At 62.6% G+C, this 18,261-nt stretch carries 16 protein-coding genes; 5 read left to right on the top strand and 11 right to left on the bottom strand.

Going from position 1 to position 18,261, the window contains the following annotated elements:
- Positions 1-7: 7 nt before the first annotated feature.
- From GJB56_RS31300 to GJB56_RS31250, 11 genes are all read right to left on the bottom strand, one after another.
- Positions 8-1,594 carry a hypothetical protein gene (locus GJB56_RS31300; RefSeq protein WP_113684345.1) on the bottom strand — a complete coding sequence of 529 codons (1,587 nt, stop codon included), beginning with the start codon at positions 1,592-1,594 and terminating at the stop codon, positions 8-10.
- The gene (locus tag GJB56_RS31295) at positions 1,594-3,897 is read right to left on the bottom strand and encodes a hypothetical protein (protein ID WP_113684344.1); all 2,304 of its coding nucleotides are present in this window, start codon (positions 3,895-3,897) and stop codon (positions 1,594-1,596) included. Before GJB56_RS31295 ends, GJB56_RS31300 begins: the two co-directional genes overlap by 1 nt.
- 14 nt (positions 3,898-3,911) lie before the next feature.
- Entirely contained in the window at positions 3,912-4,643 is a 732-nt protein-coding gene (locus GJB56_RS31290; protein ID WP_050655178.1) for a hypothetical protein, read from the bottom strand.
- A 49-nt stretch (positions 4,644-4,692) separates the two neighbouring features.
- Positions 4,693-5,112 (bottom strand): hypothetical protein, encoded by a 420-nt coding sequence (locus GJB56_RS31285; RefSeq protein WP_050655179.1) that lies wholly within the window; start codon positions 5,110-5,112, stop codon positions 4,693-4,695.
- 44 nt (positions 5,113-5,156) lie between these two features.
- Positions 5,157-6,560 carry a MinD/ParA family ATP-binding protein gene (locus GJB56_RS31280; RefSeq protein ID WP_154606770.1) on the bottom strand — a complete coding sequence of 468 codons (1,404 nt, stop codon included), beginning with the start codon at positions 6,558-6,560 and terminating at the stop codon, positions 5,157-5,159.
- Positions 6,561-6,610: 50 nt separating this feature from the next.
- Positions 6,611-7,222, bottom strand: a complete 612-nt coding sequence (locus tag GJB56_RS31275) for a hypothetical protein (RefSeq protein WP_113684342.1) — start codon at positions 7,220-7,222, stop codon at positions 6,611-6,613.
- Positions 7,219-7,866, bottom strand: coding sequence for a hypothetical protein (locus GJB56_RS31270; RefSeq protein ID WP_113684341.1), 648 nt, complete (start codon positions 7,864-7,866; stop codon positions 7,219-7,221). The genes GJB56_RS31275 and GJB56_RS31270 overlap by 4 nt, the downstream gene beginning before the upstream one ends.
- 81 nt (positions 7,867-7,947) lie before the next feature.
- Positions 7,948-9,597, bottom strand: a complete 1,650-nt coding sequence (locus tag GJB56_RS31265) for a peptidoglycan DD-metalloendopeptidase family protein (protein WP_113684388.1) — start codon at positions 9,595-9,597, stop codon at positions 7,948-7,950.
- Between the two features lie 144 nt (positions 9,598-9,741).
- Positions 9,742-11,829 (bottom strand): cutinase family protein, encoded by a 2,088-nt coding sequence (locus tag GJB56_RS31260; protein ID WP_113684340.1) that lies wholly within the window; start codon positions 11,827-11,829, stop codon positions 9,742-9,744.
- A complete protein-coding gene (locus GJB56_RS31255; protein WP_113684339.1) occupies positions 11,826-12,326 on the bottom strand; it encodes a hypothetical protein in 501 nt (166 codons plus the stop codon). The genes GJB56_RS31260 and GJB56_RS31255 overlap by 4 nt, the downstream gene beginning before the upstream one ends.
- A gap of 211 nt (positions 12,327-12,537) precedes the next feature.
- Positions 12,538-13,725: an insoluble domain protein gene (locus GJB56_RS31250; protein WP_113684338.1), complete on the bottom strand. Its 1,188-nt coding sequence runs from the start codon at positions 13,723-13,725 to the stop codon at positions 12,538-12,540.
- Between the two features lie 694 nt (positions 13,726-14,419).
- Here GJB56_RS31250 and GJB56_RS31245 point away from each other — a divergent pair.
- The 5 genes from GJB56_RS31245 (at position 14,420) to GJB56_RS31225 (ending at position 18,193) form a co-directional block, all read left to right on the top strand.
- Complete coding sequence (locus tag GJB56_RS31245; protein WP_113684337.1) at positions 14,420-14,866, top strand: helix-turn-helix domain-containing protein; 447 nt, start codon at positions 14,420-14,422, stop codon at positions 14,864-14,866.
- Between the two features lie 167 nt (positions 14,867-15,033).
- Positions 15,034-15,474, top strand: a complete 441-nt coding sequence (locus GJB56_RS31240) for a helix-turn-helix domain-containing protein (protein WP_113684387.1) — start codon at positions 15,034-15,036, stop codon at positions 15,472-15,474.
- Between the two features lie 21 nt (positions 15,475-15,495).
- The gene (locus GJB56_RS31235) at positions 15,496-16,035 is read left to right on the top strand and encodes a hypothetical protein (protein ID WP_113684336.1); all 540 of its coding nucleotides are present in this window, start codon (positions 15,496-15,498) and stop codon (positions 16,033-16,035) included.
- The gene (locus tag GJB56_RS31230; protein WP_113684335.1) at positions 16,032-17,144 is read left to right on the top strand and encodes an MAB_1171c family putative transporter; all 1,113 of its coding nucleotides are present in this window, start codon (positions 16,032-16,034) and stop codon (positions 17,142-17,144) included. Before GJB56_RS31235 ends, GJB56_RS31230 begins: the two co-directional genes overlap by 4 nt.
- Positions 17,141-18,193 carry an FAD-dependent oxidoreductase gene (locus tag GJB56_RS31225; RefSeq protein WP_113684334.1) on the top strand — a complete coding sequence of 351 codons (1,053 nt, stop codon included), beginning with the start codon at positions 17,141-17,143 and terminating at the stop codon, positions 18,191-18,193. The genes GJB56_RS31230 and GJB56_RS31225 overlap by 4 nt, the downstream gene beginning before the upstream one ends.
- Positions 18,194-18,261: the final 68 nt, after the last annotated feature.

Genomic DNA, 18,261 nt, shown 5'->3' with positions numbered 1-18,261 from the left:
CGCCGGTTCAGCCCCTTGTCTTGATTCGAGTCCATTTGGTGGCCGCCAGTCCGCGGCCGAGCGGCAACGTCAAGAACGCGGCCACGTCGTGGCGGTTGTCCTGCCACACGATTTCTCCGATGCCGCAGTTGTCGGCGGCCTGCTCCACACGCGTCCCGGCGCGTAGTGCATCGTCCTCGTTTCGGCCGGTGACCGAGACGGCCATCGAATAAATCAGGCCGTGGTGTCCGCTACCGGGAAGAAGATCCTGTCGGCGGCGAGCTGATTCGGTGATCGCCACGTCGGAGGCGCCGTCGGTTGTCTTTCCCTTGCGGCTCTCCTCGATGCGCTTGGCCTCGTCGCGGGTGACGTCCTTCTTCGCGGCTTCGCGGGATTGGGAGGCTTCCACGAAATCCATGCGCACCATCACCGTGCGGATGGTCGGGGCGGCAGCGATCTCGTCGTCTCCGACGTCGGGCTCGACTCCGGTCAGGAACGGGCCGAGCCACAACGGGCCGAGTTCACGCGGTTCGATCGCCCGCGGGGGAATCACCCCGGCCCGTGTGTGCCACGCCCCCGCAACCTCGACCGACTCGTCGCGGCCGATGTAGGAGGGCCAGCAGTTGTTCCACCGCACACCCTTGTGCGCGTCGAGAGGGAAGGTGGGGTCTTGAAATGCGCGAATCACCGCGCATGCTCGCTGTTCGCCGTAAACCTCCACCCGGCCCATACCGGCGCGTTCGAGGGAATGCTGCGCCTTCTCCGTTTCGTCGCGAATGACCTGAGCGATACCGCCGACCAGGGCGGCATCCTTGCGGCGCGCGATACGGGCAGCTTCGGCGAGGAACGTCGGCGACTTCGGAATGATCAGTACGCAGTACGAGCGGTGCTCCTCGACATACGGGGCGTTGCGATCAAGGAGCTGACCGTAGGAACGGATCGCTTCATCGATGCGCCGCACGGATTCACCGGCGGCCGAGATCATGCGCATCATCCAGTTCTCGTGCGGCGCCATATCGGCCGGGACACTGCGGTGCAGCAGCGCCACACCCCGAACGAACGAGGACCGCTTCGCGAACCCGGCGAGGATACGACCGAACGCAGCTGAGGTCACCGCCCACTCCGCATCACCGCGTAGACCTTCGGCCAAACCTTGCATCGCCACGATCACCGAGTAGTAGTTGTTGTCGCCCGGTGTGGTGTGCTCGAGGATGAACATGTCGTCGAGGCCGGTACCGGCCAGATCCACCGGCTTCGTCTGGTAGAGCGGGACGGGGAACTCCCACCCCGGATCGTGGTCGGGGTCGCCGAAGTTTTCGTCCCTGGCGTTGACGTACACGTGCTCACCGCGCTTGCGGCGCTGACGGTCTCGAATCTGCTTGGCTTTGCTTGCCGCGTAGGACTCGCGCTGCCCGAACTCGAACGTCGCACCGATGACGGCCAGGATCAGCGCCAAGTCGAACCCGAGAACCCAGATGTTCTGGCCGATGACGAAAATCAGGGCCAGCGCCAGGACGAGTGTCGCGCTCCACGCGATCAAGACCGGTTCGGCGAAAGGCAGGTTTCCTTTGCGGGCGATCTGACGCCCCAGGATCGACGTGCGTTGTTCGCTCATCAGTGTTCTCCGTCCGCGTGTTCGGGAGCGTTCTGGGCCGAGGCCCCCGCCTTGTTCATCGCTGCACCGGCAGCAGCCACCGCGAACGGCGCCGCCACTGTCGCTGCACCTGCCGCTGCGCCGGCGGTTGTCTTCGCCGCGCTCATCAATTTCGATTCGGCGCTTCCCGCTTTGGCTCCGCCCTTGCCGGAGTCTTTGCCACCGATCCCGACGGAACCGGACGAGGTTTGCGCTCCGTGGCCCGATCGACTGGACGCGTGATCGGACGATGCCGACGATGCGTCCGGGGAGGAATTGTGACCGCCGAGGTGATCGGACGGTCCGGTGCCGCGTCCGGGAGAGGTGGCGACATCGGCATTGCGGGACGCAGCTCCCCCGTCGCCGCCGCCGCCCGAGCCGCCTCCGGCTTGCTGCTGGTACATGCTCGCCGACGAGCCGATCATCTCGCCCGAGGCTGAGCCCGAGCTACCGAAGTCGGCGGAATCCGCAGCGGTCGGCAGGATCGGTGACCACTTGAGCAACGCGAACGGTGCCAGACCGATCATCACGAAGCACACGGCGATCAGGGCGAGTTGGCCCAGTGATTCCAATTTGCCGTCGTCGGCGACCGATCCTTGCGCCGAGACGTTGATGACAACGAACACCGCGGCCAGCAGAACGAACAACATGGGCTTGGACAGCACGACACCGAGAAACATCATCACTGGCCGAAGCGCCTTCTTTCGCCAGGTGGGGTGCACCCACATGCCGAATGCGATACCGCTGACCACTGCGAGAACGGGAAGCGCGGCCGCATGCATCAAGAAGCCGAAGAAGACCGAGAGCACACCGACAACCATCAACCCGAATCCGATGATGCCGGCCACGGCTCCACCGACCAGGGTTTCGTCATTGAGAGCGCCCAGGGAGGTCGATACGTTGTTGATCACTTCGTCGGTGGTGGTGCCGATCGCGCCTACCAACGCGACCGAGATCTCGTGGGCGAGACTGATGACGAATTGGGCGATAGAGGGAGCGAAGAGCATCAGCATGATCCCGGCGGGCAAGTATCCGAAGAAGTCCTTGGCGAGTTCTTCGCCGGGGCGGCTTCCGTCGGCTGACTTGTACAGCGCGAAGATCGTGGCGATAGCCAGCACCAGGAGCCCCAACCCCGTCGACATCGCGTACACCGTCAAGAACTGCGGCTCCAACGGATCGAATTCGCCGATTCCTGCCAAACCGGGCAGGACCGAATCGGTCATCGACATCGCTGAACTCTTGAATTTGTTCGCCCAGGAATCGATCACGTCCGACGGGTCTTTGACGAATGCGACCAGATCACCGAGCGGGCCGGCAACGGTATCCCACGCGAAGGTGAAACTGTCGACGAAGATCTTGCCGCCCATATAGGCAGGCGTCGCCCTCATCATCCCTCCGAGGGTCTCGCCGAGGCGGTCACTGAAACTGGTGTTCTGATCGATCCAGTTCATGGTGCCGCCGAACATTTTCCCGACCCTGGTGTTCCATTCAGTGCACGCGAACAGGTCATCTGGTTTCTCGTTGGCGCGCTCGCAGTTGACGAACATCGCGTGCATGCACAGGATGCTGGGAACACCGTTGCCTGCGCAGGGAGAAGTCCACGCAGCGTCGGGGACCTTGTCGGCGTTCGGCTGCTTCTTCATCACCGCGAGCGAGGCAGCGTCCGGTGTCGGGCTCCACTCGAAACCCCATGTGCTTGTCGTCTTCGTCGTCCACCGGGCCAGATCCTGCGCACACGTCGGAGAGGGCGGGTACATGTCCGCGCCCTCGTCGAGGGGGTAGGTGTCCGGGTAGATGCCCTTGAGGATCGACTCGTCCGTGACGCTCAAGGCGGCCTTCTGGTTCGCCTCCACGCCCATGTCAACTCCGGACATCTGAGTACCGGCACCGCCGGCGGCGACCAGCGCGTCGATCAGAGCCGGGTTCTTCGACATCATCACCTGCGGCGCCCACATGGCGATCCGCTCGGATTCTTTTGCCGTCCAGTACATCAACCGGTTTTCGTTGTGCATGACCTGTGTCGAGTACTGGCCCATGTCGCCGCCTTTGTCCTTGCAGACTCCGGTGAACCACGAGGCGGATTTGAATTCGTCTGTGCCGGCGACGAACTTCTTCAGATCATCGGGAAATCCTTTGGGGAGTTCCTTGCCCGACTGAGTGGCATTCTGCACGCCAGGAGCCGGGTCGGTGTTGGGGACAGCAACTGGTTCCGCTGCCGCCGGCAACGCCAGTCCGAGCATCGCGAACAATGCCACGACCGCGGTCAGAATGATTTTGCGCCACATCAGTCGGCCCCCTTCTAGTTGACGTAGAACGTGTAGAAGCCGTTCGCGCCAGGCTTCGAGAGCGGTGAATCAGCCGCCGGGAACTGGGCATCATCTGCGGACGGGCCACTGACGAACTTCCAGTCCTGGGCTTTCCAGTCCCCGTTCTCCCACTTCACCGTGACGGTGGTAGTCGAGTACACGGTGAGGATGCCGACCTTGTCGCTGCCCTCACTGACCGGACTTTGACCGACGCCCATGCCCCACACCGACACCGTGGCCGAGTCCTGAGTGAAGTCGGTGACGGTGACGATCAGCGGCACGTTGTTGACGGTTTTTCCCAGATCAGTTCGGCCGCTGGAGATATCGAGAACACTCTGCAAGGAAGGGCTGGGATCGGACGCTACAGCGACCTCCCGCAGCTTCGCGACGTCGATCCGGCCCTGATACGTCTGACCATCGGCCTGAATGAAGTTCACCGCCGCGGTTTGCGCTCCCGCCTGATCGCGGGTGTATCCCGCCGGGACACCGTCGATGGTCGTCGTCGGACCGTGGGCTGCACGAATCGCATCGGCTCCGCTCCCCTTGTTGTCATCACCACCACCGGAGGTGAGGAGCGCGATCACCAACGCGAGGAACACCACTGCGACGACACCAGTGGCGATAACGCGCTTACGGTCAGAGAAGAACCCCGATCCGCCACCCGTGGATCCAGTCGCCGCGACCGGACGGTTGCCCGTACCTACCTGAGAAAAATCTTTGACCATGAGTTCTCTTCTTTCTCGTGAACAATGCTGAGCTGGAACGGAATTCGTCTCAGCCTTGAGTGACGAACATGATGGCGCCGATGATGACGGTCAGAAGTGTCAGGCCGCCGAAGGCGGTGGCGGCGGTCTTGACCTCAGCGGCGTTGTCGGTCATCTCCGAGGCGTAGCCGCCGTTCTTCGCTGCTCGCATCTTGTACAGCGCGAAGATCAGTTTCACGCCGACACCGCCCATTGCGAGTGCCCAGATGGTGCCGAGCACGCGGACCCAGACGTTCTGGAACGCAGGTCCGAGGAACTCGAGGGTAGGGGTGACCCCTTCGAATGGGTTCTTCGACTTCGGCGCGTCCTGAGCTGCGGCAGGAGCGGCGGTCATGATTGCCAGGGCGATGGTGCCGGAGGTGATGGCCGCCGCCCGACGCAGCCGGCCGCCGCGGGTGGACGGGCTCACCGGTGTGTTCTGTTCGTTCATCGTGTTCCCTTTCGATGTGGTGTTCGGCTGTGGTGCAGTGGTTTTCAATCCAGGCGCCCGCGACTTCGCGGGTGGGGTGGAGTTACCGGGCGAGGACGGAGGGGGCGTGGGTTCGGCCGGGGTTCCGGCTCGTACTCCGCGTATCGGTCCTCGTACTGCGCGACCGGTTCGGGTCGGGCAGTACGTCGAATAACTTCCGGAGGACGTTGGATCTGCTCGGGGGTGTACGGGTCGGCGTACTCGGCAGCGCGGCCGTACACGCTGGCAGCGAGAGCATCCGCGATTTCGGCGGCGACATTGGTGTAAGCCTCGATCGTGGACGGAAGGAGCCGGTCGTAGACGATGCGCTCTCCAGTCGCGAACGACGGCTCGTAGGGAACCCGGATGACGTTCTCTTCCGGAAGGCCCAGTCGAGCCAGTCCCTCGACGAGTTCAGGTTCGAGGGTGGGATCGGAGCCGGGTGTCACGACAGTCAGCACGATCGCGGAGGACACCAGATGGCCGAAGCCGCGGGCGATGATCCCCTTGAACATCCGCAACGCCATCTTTGTCATGTCGAGGCGCAGTGGCAGGGGAACGACCAACAGGTTCGAGTGCTGCACGGCCCATTGCCAATTCGCGGCTACGGGTTCGTTGCCGGTGTCGATGAAGATCAGGTCCCGATGCCGGCGTAGTACAGCCATGATCGCCGCGCACTCGTCCCAGCCGATGCCATGATCGCGTGAGGTCGAAGTGTCGGCTCCGAGGACTTCGTCGTGCGTGGGTTGAAGTCGCAGGAACCTACCGAGCGCACCCGACACGGCTCCCGCCGAGGTGAGATCGCGGGCGTTCTCGAGAACATCCCAGGGGCCGACGTCGGGATCGGTGGGATTGGCCGCGCGGTCTCCGAGGGTTCCGGTGGACTGGTTGGCATCCCACGCGACAACGCCGTGGCGGTGCGAACCGAAGGTGTTGGCCAGGGTCAGGGTCGTCGAAGTCTTTCCGGCATCGCCTTTGAGGCTGATCACCGAGACGACCATGCAACCGGGTAGCGGCTGCTGAACGCGGGTGACGGATTGGCGGAACCGCACCTCCGCCGAGTCAGGCTTCGGCGCCATCTTCATGCCGACCGCCGCGTTGACACGTCCGCGCCAGCCCCATGTTGCGGGGCTGTCGTCGACTTCGCTGGTCTCCCGCTCGAACCGGTAGTCGAATTCGGGTTCGTCGTTCTCTGCCAGCGCGTCCTGCCCGACCGCATACGGGTCGTCGTATCCTGCCGACTCGTGGACCAACGCGGTATCGCCGGATTCGGTGGCTGACTCGATCTGCGGGGCTGGTTCAGGAGTCTCGATCGGTGCGGTCTCGGCTTCGGGCCGAGATTGCCGACGTAGACGCTGGCCGCGCAGGTCAACGGCCTTTTCGGTGGTGTACGTGTCCTGGTGCTCGTCGTAGGGGTCAGGAGCGCTCACGGGAGTTCCTTTCGGGGAGGGGGTGGTTCCGGGGACGTTCTTCTCGCTGCTCATAGCTTTTTGAGGTCGTCGACTGCCCACAGACCGCCGCGACTGACGACCAGGACGGCGACGATGGCGGTGTCGACGCCGACGATGGAGCCATCGGACGCAATCGCGGTCTGTTCGACCTGATACATCCGGTGCACCGCAGTCGCGGTGTCCACGGCGCCCTGGTTCGGTACAGAGCTGACCGTCGGCCAGACCTGCGCGTCCTTCGCAGCCCATTCGAGCCACTGACCGCCAGGGCTTCCGGTCGGGGTGGTTCCGGTGACGTCGCCGAGGAAGCGTTCGGTGAGCAGGTCGCCGGTGCGGGCGGCCGCGTCGTTGGGTCCGCGATCGTCAGCGGTGTTCCAGGTGAACCAGGTGGTGACCACGGCGTCGGCAACGGCAGCCGGATCGCTGCGGTCCACGATGGCGACCTGTTCGGGCGCGTGTTCCGGAACGGTGGCCGCGGGCCGTGTGGACTCGGCCGCCGAGGTTTCGTTCGGGGACCATTGCTGCGCCCGCGCACCCGTCGTCGTGGTGGACGGGCCGGTTGCGGTGCCTCCCGTACCCGAGGAGCACCCGGCCAGGGCAATAGCGACGGCACATGCGGCGGCGGCCGCGAGGCGGCGTTTCACGACTCGTCCTCGATGAACAGATCCGACAACCGAATCGCCTGCCATGCCTGGTAGCCAGGCTCTTCACACCAGTCCACGGCCCGGTTGTTGTCGGTGATGTCGAGGTCGAGAGCGACACCGTGTTTGGCTGCCATGCCGGCGAGGGAGTTGCCGTCGATCTCCGGATTGGAGATGTGCAGGAGCAATCGCACCGCGGGAACGTTCGCGTCCTCACGTGCTTTGCCGGCGAGGAATATCGCCTTACCGGCGGCCGAATCGTCTGCCGAGCGCTGGTTGCCTTCCTTGAAGACCGTGTCGTTCTTGTGAAATGTCCCGTACCAGGCAGCGTCGTCGACCGGTCCGAGTACAGCGAAGCTGCCCCGCTCGTCACCGGCGGCGAACAGTTCCACCAACGGTGCGGTCGCGGCGGCCTCGGCGATCTCGTTCTTGCGTTTGGTCGCTTCCGCGTCGCGGAGTACGTCGTAGTCGAGATCGAGTTGCTTGACCAACTCGCGCTTGACCTTCGGCCACATGCTGCGCGAGAGCAGCTTGTTCGTCTTCGCCCACGCGCGGATCTGTGAGGAGTCGCTGCTGCGCAACTCGTCAGCAGCGGCGCGTACTGCGTCGGCGGCCTGTTCCCATTCGGTGGCTGCGGATACCGTCATTTCTGGGATCTACCTTTCTTCGGGTGAAACTTCATTCCGGGGTGGTCATCGGGTTGCGATGTTCTGGTCTGGGTTGTTCTGTCAGGCAAAGCGTTTCGCTGCCAATCCCGAGGACGGCGGGGTCCAGTCGGAGATTTTGACGACATCGCCCGATTGCGGAGCTTCGACGACCTTGCCGCCGCCCATCCAGATGAAGATGTGGCCGCTGTGGGGTTGGATGATGTCGCCGGGTCGCAGGTCGGCAGGGTTGGTGATCAAGGTTCCGCGAGAGTCGCCTATCTGCATCTGATCCTGGTGAGGGAGAACCGTTCGTCCGCCTGTCGCTTGCGCGACTGCGTATTTCACCAATCCGGAGCAGTCGAACCCGACCTTGTTGAAGTCGCCGAAACTGTCTGCCACTCCCCCGTCACGGACGCCGCGCGTCGGTCCGTTCTCGTCGCCGCCGCCCCAGGCATACGGGGTGCCGAGCCACCGCAGAGCGGCATCGACGACGACCGAGCCGGTCGACGGGCCGCCTGGAATCGGGCCCGCCGGAGCGGACGTGTCGGTGAACTCCTCCATCGCGACCTTGGGGATATTGGTGACGTAGCCGCGTGTTTCGTCGTTCTGGCAGACCTGGCCCTGGGACAAGGTGTTTCCGGGGCCGCAGTTGTACATGGACAACGCCAGCGGAATCAGCTCGCCTTGCAGACGGCCGTCGGCCATCCCTTTCTTCGACAACTCGACCATCTTGCAGTCGTAGGACTCCATCGACATCACCGAATCGGGTATCGAGCGCGTATCGCGTGTACCGTCGCCGTCCCCGTCGATGCCTTCTTGTTCCCACGTCCCCGGCATGAATTGGCCCGGCCCGTCGGCGCCGGACTTGGCGTTGTGGGCGGTGACGATGAATTTGCTTTCCTGCTTGAACTGCGCCGCCAGGAGCGGGGCGGTGATCTCGGGGCAGGTACCGGCGGCTTTGAGGATCCACGGCTCGAACTCCGCAGGCACGCTGCCCGGCTTGAGTCCCCCGCCGCCCAGGCTCGGTCCACCGCACCCGGCGCCCGCCGGAAGCGGAGTGATCGCAGCAGCGTTCACGATCGCGGGAGACGGAACCCCGGTGCCCGGTGCAGGTGCGGGCGAGGGTGCAGGTCCAGACGGCTCGGCAGCACCGGCGAGCCACGGTGCGGGATCGGTCGGTGTTCCGGCGCCGTCGGGAAGCCTCCCACCCTCCCAGACCTCGAAATGCAGGTGCGGACCGGAGGATTCGCCTTCATTCCCAACGGCTGCGATTTCCTGACCAGCGGTGACCTGATCACCGGTCTTGACCTTGATCGTCGAGGCAGCCATGTGGCCGTAGACGGTGGAAATCCGCTGCCCATTGACATCGGTGTCGATGATGACCCAGCTCCCGAACCCCCTCGCTGGGCCGGCTGCCGCGACGACACCGGAGGTAGCGGCATAGATCGGAGTACCGAGCGGGCCGGCGAAGTCGGTACCGCGGTGCATGGAACCGCCGCGAGGACCGAAACCCGACGTCAGTTGGTAGGTACCGGCCTCGAGCGGCTGCGTTTTGGTCCCCGGAGCTGGTGCCACGGATCCGGTAGTTGCGGTTGTGGGCAGGCAATCGTTGGAAGGTTTGGGGTTGTTGTCGGTACCGAACATGACGAAACCGAGCATCAGGACCACTGCGACGATAACGCCGCCAGTGGCCTTGAGGCCGGTCTTCGTCGAGCTGGGTGAATCACCCATCGTCATGTCCTTGTCGTTGTGTCGTGCCCGCCTGGGCAACGTGTGGGGACCTATCGCGGCCGCGGGGCCGTGAGTATGAGGAGTGGCAGGTGAACGTCAAAAGCTCTCGCCCAAGAGCGTTTTCGGCTCACCCGCCGCCAGGCGCTAGCCGCCGATCGCTTGTCGGTAGATGTCGACCATCGCGTCCAGAGCGGTTCGCTTTCCGTCGATCAACCACTGCCCGTAGGACTCGTGAACGCGGGAGCCGAGGAAACTCGCTGCGGTGAATCCGGCGTCGACGACAGAGGTCAGTGCTTGCGCATCTTGGGAGGTCACCGTCGCCAGGACCGAGTTACCGAGACCGACGAAGTCGGAATTCTGCGCTTGCGCACCCATCAACGTGGTCATCGAATCGGCCGGTTCGTGGAGCTGATCGGCGGTCATCTTCTGCCCCGGTGTCAGGACACCGAGCGCGACGTTCGCCAGGTCCACACCGATCGGGAGGAGCTGACCGAGGGCCAGGACGTTCCCGGTTTCGGCGACCTGCCACGCGACTTCCTGGAGCTGCCCGACGTCGCGGGCGAGCCGGATGATGTCGACATTGCCCAGCAGGTTCGCCACCAGCGCCGCCGAGGCGGCTGTGCCGGACGGATCGGGGATCAGCGCCAAGATCCGTGACACCGATTTCAGATCCACCCCCGCCGCCATCTTCACCAGAGGCGAGAGTTGGTTGTTCAGCTCCCCCGCGACCCGGTGCGCTTCTTTGACGTTGCCGGCCAACAGATGACCGGGAAGTATTTGCAGGTTGGCCGCGACGGCGTTGTAGTCCACCGAGGTCACACCCGAGACGACGCCGAGGATCTGGTTGATGATCGTCACCGGTTGGATCGCGGAGAGGATCGACGTGGCGGTGGTGAGTTGATCGGTCGGTGTATCCGCCAGCGGAGCCACACCGTTCGACAAGCTCTGTGCGGGACCGGTCAGGCCCGCGTAAGTGCCGCCGGTACCGGTGCCACCGCCCGAGAGGATGCTGTTCGCCAACGTCACCACCTGGTCAGCGGCACCCAGAACTTGCGGAACATCGACCTTGTCGAGCGCGCCCAAGACCGAGTTCGTGGCGGCTTCAGGAGAATCAGCCGGAGCGCTGCGCAACCCGTCGCGAGCGGCCGGATTCGCCGCCATCCAGGCCTGTGTCTGTTGGACCGGCTTGAAGGTTCCGGCCAACAGTTGCGCTTGCTGACGAACCGCGGCGACATCGACCGCCGCCGACGTCGAGGTGGGAGCGCCCGCGCTTTGCAGCTTCTCCACCGAGGTCGCCAACGCGGACGCTGCCCCTGGAGCGGCCGCGAGATCCGCGTAACCGTAGTTCGAGGTCACCGCACCCAAGAACTCCGACGCGTTCGCGGGTCCGGCGCCGGCCGAGGTATTCGCAGTTCCGGCGGCCGCCGGAGTCGACGCCGGCTTCGCGACCGTCTCGGTCGGGGTGATCGCAGGCTGACCGGCGACGGACGGAGTCGTTGTCGCCGAGACAGCAGTCGCGGTGGTCGGCGCGACTGTTCCGGGTGGGTTGGCAAGCACTCGTCCCAACGACGCCAGGAACGAATCTTTGCCGGTGTTGGTGTTGCAGTACTTGTCTTCCGGGTGGCAGATGTCGAAGACCCGACCCGACAAGGCGCCGTACCCTTCCGCGGCCGGACCGGCGATACCTTGGCCGTCGAGCTTGGGGCCGACGATCTGCGAACCGGCGGTACCGAGCTTCGGATTGGCGAGCATGACCGCAGCGAGAACGGACGCGGCGGGAACGGGACCGCTGCCTGCCCCGATGTTGACGGCGACGTCGTTGGCGACCTGCGCGCCCTGTGAATAGCCGCCGATGACGAACTTCGAGTTCGGGCACTGCTCCATCGCGGTCGCCATTGCCTGATCACCGGCGGTCTTCGATGCCGAGTAGGTCATGCCGGACTGCAAAAACGCTTCGGCCGGGTACGACGGGTAAATAGCCCGGAACTGACTTGACCCGTACATCGCTTCGAGCTTCTCCCCCACCTGGCCCAACATTCCGGCAGGCTTCGACGGATCGGCGTCGGCGCGGGTCTCGGTCGTTCCGGGAGCGAAGACACCGATGTACTTGGTGCAGCCCGACGCGGTCGACGGTGCGGCGTTGGCCAGGAGCGGCGGCGCCGCGAGGCCCGCGACCAGTGTCGAAATGATGGCGAACGCCGACGCGAAGCGGGCGGTGGAAGAGATGTTCATCGGATTCCTTCTGCATCAGTGATGGAGGTGATGAAATGCCGACCGTCGATCACGGCGGTGGTGATGCGCTGATACAGCGACGCGCCTTTGCCGGAGGGGCGGGATTCGTCCAGCTCCATCGCGTACGTCCCGGCCGAAACGCCGGTCACCGTCATGCAGTAGGTCGTTCCTTCCGGCGTCGCATTGATCGCCGACTGCATATCTGCTGCGAAGGGAGCTGCGCCAGGAGTGAGTAGCGCGATCGCCGCATCGGCAGAACGCAGCGTGTAATACGCGTGCTCGAACGCTGCGATCACACCCTCACCGCTGTTCTGATCACCAGCAGACACAGGGCATCCGACAGGTTCAGGAGACGGTGTAGTCGATGGTGTCGCAACAGAATTGACGATCTCGCTGATGTTCGACGGCTCGTCGTCGGTGACCCGGCCGATGACCGACGCAGCGCCAACGACGACACCGACCAACAACACCAGCACCGCAATCGCCAGTGCCGTCACGGCTGCGACCTGACGGCGAGGTGTCCGAGCATGCGGCATACGAGGACGACTTGGGAGGCGGGCTGGGCGGGTACCAGTTCCGCCAGTCGCGCTACGAACCGCCGGTTTAGGGGCAGATCCCTTCGAACCAAACATCGTTACAAACTCCTTCTTCGACCAGGCAATCCATGTCAGATGGCCGGGACGGGCATGTCCGTCCCGGCCAATCCGGCTATGCCTGTGTGCCTGCTCCGATTGCATCGCTGATCAGCTGCGATGCCAGGCCAGGGCTGGCGTTGGTGAAGAAGTCCGTGAGGGCGGTGTCGACCTGTTCGATGATCTGCTCGCCTCCGGGCTGGGCCGCGACGAAGTCTCGGGCCTGCTGGTCGATCGCCGGTGCGGCGGCGACGGTGTCGCGGACCGTGGTGGCCACTGCCTGCCCGACAGGGCCGGAGTTCTCCCAGTCGGTAAGAACGTTCTGCGTCTGAGTGGTCACGGCAGGCTGGTCGATGTCGGGGATCTGGTCGCTGACATCGACAGGTTCTCCCAATTCGCCTGCGCCGTAAGCGGTTGCGGCTGCAACGCCTGCAATGCCACCGCCGACTGCGCCGATCGCCGCTGCGGGAACGCCCAGAGCCGCTGCACCGATACCTGCTCCGGTGGCTGTGCCCACCACACCAGCAGGCACGGCACCGATCGGCGTGAGAACGGGGCTGAACAAGCCGAGGGCCGACGTTCCGCCGATGGTTCCGCCGATCAACGCGCCCACTGTTGCTGCGGGTACACCAACGGCGGCGGCTCCGGCCAGAGCGCCACCGGCACCACCGGCCAGCTGTGCGGCGGCGATTCGGCTCGCGCGGTCGACGGGGATACCGATCGAGGCGTAGAAGGTCGAGACCTGGCTCTCGATGACGGCAGATGTGTTGTTGGTGCGGGCGAGATCCTGATCGCTCATCCAGGTCTTCTGCTCGAAGACCCAATCACCAATGCGACCCTTCTCCTTTGGCGCGATGATCGGTGCGACGATCTCGACGGGTCCGGGCAAGTGAATGTTGCTGTAGTCCACCGGGGCGACGCTGTAGTCGGCCGGTGCCGTGTAGGTGCCGGAATCGTAGTCCCAGTTCGGCAGCGGTTGCGACGGAACATTCTGGTATTCGGCGGGCGGCGGCACCCAATAGACAGGCTCGGGTACAGGCTCGGTCGAGGGTGCAGGTGCAGGTGCAGGTGCAGGTGCAGGCGAGGGCGCAGTCACTCCGGGCTGCCCCGGGGCAGGCCCGGTCACCCCTGGCTGCGGAGCTGCCACCGCTATCCCTGCCGTCGCGAAAGTGGCCACAACCAGAGCGGTGAGGGTGCCGGCCGCGATGACAGGCGCAGACGGTGCGCGGTGGCGGCCGGTAGGCCGAGACTTGTGGTGCTTCATTGTGTGGAACCTTCCAATTGGGTTGTAAATACGGGGAATTGATGCGGACTGAGGTGGCACGAACGCGGCCACAGGTTTCGCTTCGAAAGACGGTGCTGTCCTAAGAAGGCAGACACTTGCCCACGAAATGGCGGAATACCGTTGATGCAGTGGGAAGTACTGTGTGGCCCATAGGGCAAACGCGGGAGAAGCCCCTGACCTGGACGCGCACGCAGACAGTGTTTGGTGTCCTTGCTGCGCACCGAACAACGCTCGCGAACAATGGGATACAACGCTGGCTGTGAGTGTTGTGTTCGCCGAAGGTCAAGGCGGTCGATTCGGATCCGCAGAGGCGCTCACTTGCGGTAATCAGTGTCCGGCCGGTGTAAATACCGTGGTCGTGATCCCCCATTGCGGCCTCCAGGCGGTGGTTGCGGATTCAACGACGCCACCTAGACTTGAAGAACCTGTGAGGTCATCAAATGCGGTGATGTCGCAGCGGAACCCCAGGGTGTGTTCGGACGCCAATCAGAGCCACGCCCTGGGGTTTTCTTATTCATGTCTGTTGTTCGGCACTTAAAAGCTTTCTCTCGATCACCATAGCGCGTTATACCCGCGCAGTAAATAGGCGCATGGAATGCGCGCATGAAATGCGCGCGTTGTGACTTACGCTCGCTAGGTTGGAAGAATGACCAACCGTGGACGAAGGCAAAGCGTGAGCAGGCGAATCCTGCGTAACTTCGTCCCTGACGCTCTCAAGAAGCGCAGGGAAGATCTGGGAATGTCTCGCGCTGACCTCGCTCGATTTGCGGATGTCAGCGTGACGGCCGTCGCCGATTGGGAGAAAGGGCGCAGGACGCCGCAGATCGACACCCTCGCTCAAGTCGTCAAAGCGTTGAAGTGCGACATCACCGACCTTGTGGATGTGCCGGAAGGCGCTCGCAGTTTGGCGGATCTTCGGATTCTTGCGGGTCTTACGCAGCCACAATTGGGACTTGCCACAAACATCAGTACGACCGCCATAGGCGCCTTGGAGCGCGCGGAGGTGCGGCTGACCGACCAACGCGCCGCCGTCCTTGCTGAGGCTCTGGGAGTTGACGTCGACGCCGTCAAAGCTGGATATGACAAAGCGCGAAGACGAGGTATTGGGGAGAGTCCATGATCTCGATGGTGCGTTCATCGGTCCTCGCGGTCGTAAAAGTGCTGTCACCGGCAAACTTCGGCGTTTCGGTAACTATCGTATGATTCGGAAGTACGATAGCACTGGACTCCGACAGATGTGTGCTCGAAATGTCGTGATCCCAACAAACGGTGAGGAGTCGGTGCGCCATGGAGCAGCCTGCTGAAGATTCCAGCGTGTTCGCTGAGCGGCTCGAACAACTCTTCGCAGGTGTGCCGAATGCAGACGGCAAGCGCTACACCCTGGGACAGCTAGCCCGACGCTCCACCGAGCTGGGCTATCCCATCAGCGAGACCTACCTATCCCACCTTCGGACGGGTCGGGCGAAGTCCCCCAGTTTGAAGACGGCGGCCGGTATAGCCGCGGCCTTCGGAGTGGATGTCCGTTATTTCCTCGACGACGAAACTGCCACCCGAACCAAGGCCGAACTCGACTACGCGCGACTGCGGGCGGATACGAATGTCCATGCGGTGGCCTTCCGGCTTGCGGGGTTGGACAGCGGCGACCTTGAGGTAGTCAACGACCTGATCCGCTCCTTCCGTAAGCGCCGTGGTTTACCGCTCGATCCACCTGACCTGCCGGAAGAGTAGCTAGCAAATTACGCTGGCTCTATGAAGCCAGTTGCATACCCCGCGCTCATCGACGTACCACCGGAGGACGCAGCGTTCCGACACTTTCGCCTCGTGCATCGCACACGAAAATTCCTGCGTGGCCTCGACGTCCAAGCTGTCGACCCCTATAAGCAAGCGCCGCTGCTTCTTTCGGGGATTTCAGAACTCATCGGATCCCCTATCGACCTCGAGGCTCGTTCGCTGTCGCCGCGTGGACCGTTTGCTGCCACGCTCCTCGATGACCAGGGAATCGTGATCTATTTCGAACAAGCCGCGACCCTCGTGCATCAGGTACACAACGTTGCACACGAGCTGGGGCATCTGGTCTGTGGCTCCCTGATGGAGAACCCCGACGAGGAACTCTTCGACGCACATCGGAGAGGGGACTACTCCAACGTCATCGAGCATGATGCAGAAGTCGTAGCCTCCCTCGTCATGAGCTGGGCAAACCTCGCATACGCGATATCTCCAGTTGCACAGAGTAGTGCGCGGGGGCGTCACCTGGCGGCGGCATTGCAGGACAGGATTCAGTCGATATGATCTGGTTTCTCATAATCGCACGTACGTTGGTCATTTTCGGAGTGGCCCTATGGCGTGCGTGGGCATTGTGGCGACGACCCAGTAAGTCATCTGAGTGGATGGTCGTGTGGGCGATCCTACTGCTCGGCATCTCGGCTCTTCTGGAGATTGCGTCCAAAGTCGATGTGATAAATGGAGGACTGCACACGTATTTGTTTGCCTGGTTGCAGTCGATGTTCCTCATGCTCGCCATCCTCAGCACCGCTCTGTACTTCATTTACTATTGGGGTAATCCAAAGGCGCGACGTGCCTATGCGGCTGTAGTTGTAACGACCTTTCTGGCATCCGTCCTCGGTGGCCTGTACTTCACTTGGGTAGTGCCAGCAGGGACGGAAGTATTCGAATTCGACTCCCCCGGCGTCGTCGGATTCTACTTCTCCTCCAAGATCTTCTTTCCAATCGGATTCCTCGTTATTTCGATGCTCTCGTTCCGTGCCGCCAAAATCTCCCATGGGGCACTATCGCGGGGTCTGAAAGTGCTGTCGATTGGATCATTTGTCCTGGTGGCAGCCGAGCTCATTCTGACTCTGCAACTTGTTTACCTGGCCAAAGACGGATACATGCCTCACAGTCTGAGGGTGCTCGGCCGTGCCGGAATGTCGCTGGGGATACTGCTATTTATCATCGGGATCTGCATTCCTGCAATATCGCAGCGCAAGGCTCAGTTGGCGCTACGAAGAAAGTACAAAAAAGATATTTCGGCGATGACCGCCTTATGGGACGACTTGTCCAAAAAATTCCCTAGACATGAGTTGAAAAAGCGGTCAAGCACCCGGGCTTCGATACTTCCAGGACGCACGTCTTTGATGATTCGGCACTATCGAATGTTCATCGAGATAAGGGACGGATTGATCCGTCTGAGCTCTAGCATCATCCCCGAGGACTACGCCGCAGCAGACGCAGCCGCAAACGCTAAGGAAATTCGTAGACTTCTGGAAAGCTCTGACGAGCTAGAGATCATCGTCCCGGTTCACCTGATTGTTGCCCCGGATGGTGATTCCTTTGATGAAGATGTGAAATCCATCGTCGAATTCTCCTTGCTCTATTCCGCAACCGAAGGAAAAGCATGAATCAGATAGTCATCGTAGGTGCCGGAATCGCGGGACTAACTCTGGCCACAGCACTGAGACGGAGAAATATCGAAGTGCTTGTCTTGGAGAGAAGGACCGACCTGAGTTCGCAGGGAGGTGCGTACCTGACGATCTCGGGACAGGCAATCGACCAGCTGATCTCGATTGGAGTCAGCGAAGAACTTCGTCACGTCGGCGTAGCTGTCAAGAAAATCGTTCGAGCGGGATCAGGCAAGACCTCAGGCGCACCACTGCCTGTCACGGATTCAGGCACTGAGTTCAGACACCTGTGGAGAGCCGACCTGATCGACTACCTGGCGCAATCAGCAACGGAGGCCGGCGCCAAGATTGAAACGGGTGTGGACGTTGCCTCGGTCGCATCTAATGGGGACCGCGCAACAGTATCTACCTCGGTGCGAGATGTTCAGGCTCAATTCGTTTTCGGCTGTGACGGTGTCGGCTCGGCGGTGCGCTCGAGCAACCCCCTAACGGGCCCTGACGCTACTTATCAGGGTCAGACAGTGATCTACGCCCACATTCCAACCGCAGACACATGCGAAGAAGCAGGCGTTCTGTCCTTTTTGAAGGAGGACTTCGACGGTGGCCTTGGCGACGACACCTTGGGATATCTGAACGGCGACGGTGGTCAAGGACTCTTCTGGTTCGCCAGACTAGCCGCAGAGGGGCCACTCCCGAAGAACGAATGCGGACAGCAGTCGATCGTGAACTGGTCAGACGTTCTCACTCAGAGACTCGGTTTCGCAGAACTCACGCCATCACTGCTGGAGCGCACGAACGAAGTGTTCGTAGCGAATGCGACAGCCCACGACAACATGCCTAGCTGGAGAAGTGGGCGGACGATGGTTATCGGGGACGCAGCACATGCAGCCTCCCCAGCATCTGGAAGCGGCGCCACGGAGGCGATCGGGGATGCGCTGGCTGTAGCAACCGCCCTCGCTACTGGTCTGGAACATGGAAGCTCGCTGGAGGAGTCTCTGGACGAAGCCGCGCAGGCGCGCACGGCCGCTTTGGCTAATCGCAGAAGATAGAGGACACTCCCCACCGATCCTCAGATCGTGCAGCTAAAATCTACGATGATAGATTTTGTTGATACGTC

The organism is Rhodococcus sp. AQ5-07, assembly GCF_009707305.1.
GTDB lineage: Bacteria > Actinomycetota > Actinomycetes > Mycobacteriales > Mycobacteriaceae > Rhodococcus_F > Rhodococcus_F erythropolis.
This window is presented reverse-complemented; position numbering and strand designations above follow the sequence as displayed.